Genomic DNA, 5,208 nt, shown 5'->3' with positions numbered 1-5,208 from the left:
GCCGGCAACGCCTTCCGATCCAGTTTTCCGTTCGGCGTGAGCGGCAGCACGTCCAGCACCACGATCGCGTCCGGCACCATATAGCCGGTCAGGAACTCACCCACCTCGGCACGCAGCGCGGTGGACTCGAGCGCCGAACCGCTTTCGGGCACAACATAACCCACCAACCGGTCACCGGCGTGCTCGTCGGAGCGCACGACCACCACGGCCTGGCTGACACCCGCGCAGCGCAGTAGCGCTGCCTCGATCTCGCCCAGTTCGATCCGGAACCCGCGCAACTGCACCTGCTGATCGCTACGCCCGGCGTACTCGAGATTCGCCTCGCCATTGAACCCGGCCCAGCGACCGACATCGCCGGATCGGTACATCCGTGAACCGGGCTGGCCGTGCGGGTTGGCCACGAACCGGGTCGCCGTGAGGGCGGGGCGACCGAGATAGCCGCGGGAAAGCTGTTCACCCGCAACGTACATCTCCCCGGCCACACCGACCGGCGCGGGATGCAACCGAGCATCCAGCACATACGTCTCCAGCCCAGGCAACGCACGACCGATCACACTGGCCGGGCTGTCGCAGAGCCGCTCGTCCAGCTCCAGGAACGACACATGCACGGTCGTCTCGGTAATGCCGTACATATTGACCAGCTGCGGGGCGTCCGAGGCATGCCGCTCGTACCAGCGCTGCAGCTGGCGCAGATCCAGCGCCTCACCGCCGAACACCACATAGCGCAGGGCGAACTTACCCGCGTCCGCGTGTGCGGCGCGATCGGCCTCGGCCAGTTGGTAGAACGCCGACGGGGTCTGGTTGAGCACGGTAACCTGCTCGCGAATCAGCAACTCGCGGAACAGCTCCGGGGACCGGGAGGTCGGATAGTCGACCACCACGACCGTGCCGCCGTTGGCCAGCGCGCACCACAGCTCCCACACCGAGAAGTCGAAGGCGAACGAGTGGAACAGCGTCCACACGTCGGTCTCGTCGAATTCGAATTGGAGCTGGGTGTTGGCGAACAGTTCCAGCACATTGCGCTGCGAGACGCCCACACCCTTGGGAACGCCGGTGGAGCCGGAGGTGTAGATGACGTAAGCGAGATTGTGCGGCCGCAGCGGCGCGATCCGGTCGGCATCGGTCACCGGATCGTCACCGAAGGATGCGGTCTCCTCCAGCAGCACCACCGGGATGTCGGTGTCCGGCAGCGATTCCCGCGCCTCGGCGGTGGTGAGAATGCACGCGGGAGCGGCATCGTTCAGTACGAACTCCAGCCGCTGCCGCGGATAGGTCGTGTCGATCGGCAGGTACCCGGCACCGGATGCCAGCGCGCCGAGCAACGCCACCGGCAGTGCGTCGGTGCGCGGAACCGCCACGGCCACCAGCGTTTCCGGTCCGGCACCGCGCCTGATCAGCGCCCGCGCCACCCGATTGGCTCGCTGCTGCAGTTCGCCGAACGACAGGGTGGTCTCGCCGAACCGGATGGCGACCGCGTCCGGCCGCCGCTTCGCCTGCGCGGCGATCAAATCCGACAGCGTCACCGACGGCACCTCGACACCGGGCGAATTCCATTCGCGCAGAACGAGTTCGCGCTCACCCGGGGCCAGCACGTCGATGTCGCCGACGACTGCGGTCGCATCGGCGGCCACCGCGTCGAGCACCCGGCGGAACCGATCGGCGAAGTCCTGCACCGTCGCCTCGTCGAACAGATCGGTGGCATACCCGAACGCCGCCGACATACCCTGCGGCACACCGTGTTCGTCGATCCGCTCCACCAGCGTCAGCTGCAGGTCGAATTTGGCCAGCGGAACCGACATCTCCACCCCGGAGACCGCCAGGCCTGGCAGCTCGAGATGGGTCTGGGCGAGGTTCTGGAAGGTCAGCATCACCTGGAACAGCGGATGCCGCCCCGCCGAACGCACCGGATCCAGCAACTCCACCAACCGCTCGAACGGCACATCCGCATGCCCGAACGCCTCCACATCGATGCCGCGGACAGTGCGCAGCAGCTCGTCGAACCGCAAGGCGGGATCGACATCGGTGCGCAGCACGAGCGTATTGACGAACATGCCGATCAGTTCATCCAGCGCCGCGTCGCCACGGCCCGCGACCGGAGTGCCGACGGCGATGTCGCGGGTACCCGAGAGCCGAGCCAGCAGCACCGCCAGCGCCGCGTGGACCACCATGAACAGCGTCGAATTATGTTGATGCGCCAGGTGATTGAGGGCGGCGTGGACACCGGCGTCGATCTCGAAGCCCAGCGTCGCGCCCCGATGGGAGGCCACCGCGGGACGCGGACGATCGGCCGGCAGATCCAACTGCTCCGGCAGCGCCGCCAATTCACGCCGCCAGAACTCGATCTGCTGCGACAGCACCGACTCCGGATCATCCTCCGAACCCAGCGTCTCCCGCTGCCACAGCGCGTAATCGGCGTACTGCACCTCGAGCGGAGTCCACTCCGGCTGCCCGCCGCGGACCCGGTCCAGGTAGGCGGTCATCAGGTCGCGGGTCAGCGGGGCCATCGAAAAACCGTCACCCGCGATGTGATGCACCACGCACACCAGCACATGCTCGGTCTCCGACAACCGCAACACCCGCAACCGCACCGGCGGCGCGACCGTCACATCGAAACCGGTCGTCACCGCCTCGGCCACCAGGCCGAACACCTCGTTCTCGGTGACATCGACCACCGGAATCTCCGGCACCGCACGCTCGTCCGAGGCGGACAGGACCAGCTGATAACCCTCGCCATCGAGCTCGGGATACACGGTGCGCAACACCTCGTGCCGCTCCACCAGATCCCGCACCGCCGCCCGCAGCGCGGCCACATCCAGGCTGCCGCTCAGCCGCACCGCGACCGGGATGTTGTTGACCCCGCTGGCCGGATCGAACCGGTTGAGGAACCACATCCGCTGCTGCGCATACGACAGCGGGATTCGCTCCGGGCGCGGCATCGGCCGCAGCTGCTGCCCGGCCGCCGAACCGGCATGGCGCTCCACGCGTTCGGCCAGCGCTCCCACGGTCGACGCCTCGAACAGCAGCTGTACCGGCACCCGCACATCCAGCGCCGCACCGATGCGCGCCGCGGCCTGCGCGGCCAGCAGCGAATTGCCGCCCAGCTCGAAGAAGTCGTCGTCGACACCCACCCGGCCGGGGGCGTCCTCGGTGCCGGGGACCAGCAGCGCGGCGAACACGTCCGCGACGATTTCCTCCACCGGCGTGGCGGGCGCGCGGAATTCCCGAGCGGCGAAAGTGGGTTCGGGCAGCCGCGCCCGGTCCAGCTTGCCCACCGGGGTCAGCGGGATCTCGTCGAGCACCACGATCGCCGCCGGAATCATGTACGCGGGCAACGATTCCGACAGGAACTCCACCAGCTCGCCGGTGTCGACCGTGGCCCCGGCACGCGGCAGCACATAGGCCACCAGCGCCGTCGCACCCGAGGGCAGGGCACGGCCCAGGGTGGCGGCATAGTCGATATCCGGATGCGCGGTCAGCGCGTTGTCGATCTCGCCGAGTTCGATGCGGAAGCCGCGAATCTTCACCTGGAAGTCCGAGCGGCCCAGATATTCGATGGTGCCGTCGGCCTCGTTGCGGCGCACCAGATCGCCGGTGCGGTACAGCCGCGCGCTGCCGGTCTCGCTCCCGAACGGGCTGGCGACGAAGCGCTCCGCGGTCAGTCCGGGCCGGTTCAGATACCCCTGGGCCAGCGCCGGACCGGACAGATACAGCTCGCCGATGACCCCGGCAGGAACCGGGCGCAGCCGCGAATCCAGGACGAACGCACCGACTCCCGGAATCGGGGTGCCGATGGTGATCGGCTCGCCCACCTCCAGCGGGGCGCTGGAGGTGGCGAGGATGGTGGCCTCGGTCGGACCGTAGCCGTTGTAGAACAGTCGACCGTCTCGGGCCCAGCGGGTCACCAGTTCCGGGCCGAACTTGTCACCCGCGACGACGACCGCCTCGAGGTCCTCGAGGCCGGTCGGATCCACCGATTCCAGCGCGCCGGGTGTGATGAGCAGGTGCGTGATCTGCTCGCGATGCAGCAGATCGGCCAGTTCGAAACCGCCGAAGGTCTGCGGCGGCGACACCACCAGCGTCGCGCCCGAGGAGAACGCCAGCAGCAACTCCAGCACCGACACGTCGAAATTCGGCGAACAGACATGCAGGACGCGCGAATCCTCGCCGACGCCGTAGTGCTCGCGTTCGGCGGCGACCAGCCCGCCCAGGCCGGTGTGGGTGACCACCACGCCCTTCGGTCGGCCGGTCGAGCCGGAGGTGTAGATGACGTAGGCCGGGTGCTGTTCGGTCAGCGGGCGCACCCGGTCGGTGTAGGAGATCGGATGTGAGGGTCGACCCGCGATCCGCTCGGCCACCACCGGATCGTCGAGTTCGAGCCAGTAGACGCCGGTGCCGAGGGCGGCGCGATGGGCGGAGGTCGTCAAACCCAGTACCGCACCGGAATCGGCGACGATATGGGCGATGCGCTCGGCCGGATAGGTCGGATCGACCGGCACATAGGCCGCACCGGTCTTGGCGATGGCCCACACCGACAGCACGGATTCGATGGAGCGCGTGATTCCGGTGGCGACGACGTCTCCGGCGCCGATCCCGCGCTCGATCAGCTCCCGGGCCAGCCGCGACGAGGACTCGTCGAGCTCCCGATAGCTGAGTTCGCGGGCGGGCTCACCGGCGAACCGGATGGCCACCGAGTCGGCCGCGGATTCCACCGCGGCCGTGAGCAGCTGTCCGAACAGTGGGCTGCCCGACCGGCGACGACGGCTACCACGAGCGGAACGGCGGGCAGTATCCATTCGAGTGCTTTCACCTCTCGCGTTCATCAGGTCCGCGCAGCCGAACAACGTCGACGTCCCCACCCCGCGGTCCGAGCAATCATATAGGGGTGCGCGGTGCGGCGGTGGCCGCACGAGCTCCTACTACTCATCGGTAGCAGGGTGCCCGAGCGTTGCGCCAATACCTCATTTGCATGGGCTGCGTCACAGCCCGAGAGGTGAAAGCTATTACTCCAGGATCTCGCTAGGCGGTTCCGGAGGCATCGAACAGCTCGTCGAATGCGATGACTTCGGCGTCGCCGAATCCGGATACCGGTCCCTGTTCGAGGATGACGGCCCGCAGGTCCTCCAGCGGCTCCGGATCCAGCCCAGACAACCCTTCCACATCGGTGAACAAATGCGTCACCCACTCATCGGCCAACCCCTCGCTGCTCAC

The 5,208-nt window shown here is 68.0% G+C and carries 2 protein-coding genes; both read right to left on the bottom strand.

Annotated features, from left to right (window positions below; genetic code table 11):
- On the bottom strand, nt 1-4,793 hold a 4,793-nt coding region (locus NDR87_RS37005), incomplete at its 3' end, for a non-ribosomal peptide synthetase (RefSeq protein WP_251919001.1).
- Between the two features lie 223 nt (nt 4,794-5,016).
- Nucleotides 5,017-5,208 (bottom strand): hypothetical protein (locus tag NDR87_RS37000; RefSeq protein ID WP_251918998.1); only part of this gene is annotated, 192 nt, incomplete at its 5' end.

The organism is Nocardia sp. CDC159 (assembly GCF_023740735.1).
Classification (GTDB): Bacteria; Actinomycetota; Actinomycetes; order Mycobacteriales; family Mycobacteriaceae; genus Nocardia; species Nocardia pulmonis.
Note: the sequence above shows the minus strand (reverse complement) of the source record. Positions and strands in the feature narration are given on the sequence as shown.